Source organism: Vibrio sp. 2134-1 (assembly GCF_033339495.1).
Map to the genome: position 1 here is coordinate 1 of NZ_JAWOUS010000126.1, position 1,102 is coordinate 1,102.

Annotated in this window: 1 protein-coding gene; it reads left to right on the plus strand. The window is 48.6% G+C overall.

Translation table 11 applies throughout. The features are described from left to right. Window positions 1–1,102: methyl-accepting chemotaxis protein (locus R7R78_RS24355; RefSeq protein WP_225474402.1), on the plus strand; the 1,102-nt coding region annotated here is incomplete at both ends.

The window sequence follows — 1,102 nt, forward strand, 5'->3', positions numbered from 1 at the left end:
AATTGGGTTACGCTGAGTATCTACAAAAATGGGACTGGGTGCTTGGTACCGGTATCTACATTGATGACATCGACCAACAAGTTGCCATGCAGCGTGAATTGCGCACGCAAGAGTTAAATCAACACACTTTATCTGCGGTGACAATCTCGGTGATTGGCCTGATTATTACCAGCATCTTAACCAGTATTGCTGTCTCGAAAGGCATTAAACCACTTCAGCACGTCGCCGATTCTCTCAAAGATGTTGCTGCGGGTGGCGGTGACTTAACTGCGCGTCTAAAAGTGGAAAGTAAAGACGAAGTTGGCGAAGTCGCGGCTGCCTTTAATGAATTTATGGATAAACTTCACCCACTGATGCAGGACATTCATCGATCTGCTTCTGCCGTTCAAACAGTTTCTGAAGAACTGAATGATCAAACGCGCACAGCGAGCGGTCAAATGCAGAGTCACTGTTTGGAAACGGATAAAGTGGTGACAGCCGTAACAGAGATGAGCATGACGGCAAAAGAAGTCGCGAGCAATACAAATGCCACTGCGCAGGCCATTGACGATGCGAACGATCAGGTCACCGAAGCCCAGCGAGAGGTTGAACAAGCGATTCAAGGCATTACTGAGTTGGTTACAGAGATCAACAGCACATCGGATGCTATCTCTGAGTTGAGTCAGCAAACGGAGCAGATTACCAAAGTATTGGATGTGATTGGCGAGATTGCTGAGCAGACCAACTTATTGGCGCTCAATGCGGCAATTGAAGCCGCGCGAGCGGGCGAGCAAGGGCGTGGATTTGCAGTGGTGGCCGATGAAGTACGTTCACTAGCGAGCCGTACGCAAAATAGCACTCATGAAATTGGCGATATGCTTAACCAGCTACAAAGTGGTGTATCTCGAGCCGTCACGACCATGTCCGCCAGTCAAGAACGCGGCGTGAAAACGGCTGAAGAGTCGGCACTGATTCAACAGTCTTTGTCTGGTGTTCACCATTCTATTGGTACAATTCGCGATATGGGAATTCAAACCGCATCAGCGGCAGAAGAACAAAGTGCGGTGGCGGAAGACATCAACCAGAACTTGGTGGCGATTCAACAGATCGTCAACAACATAAA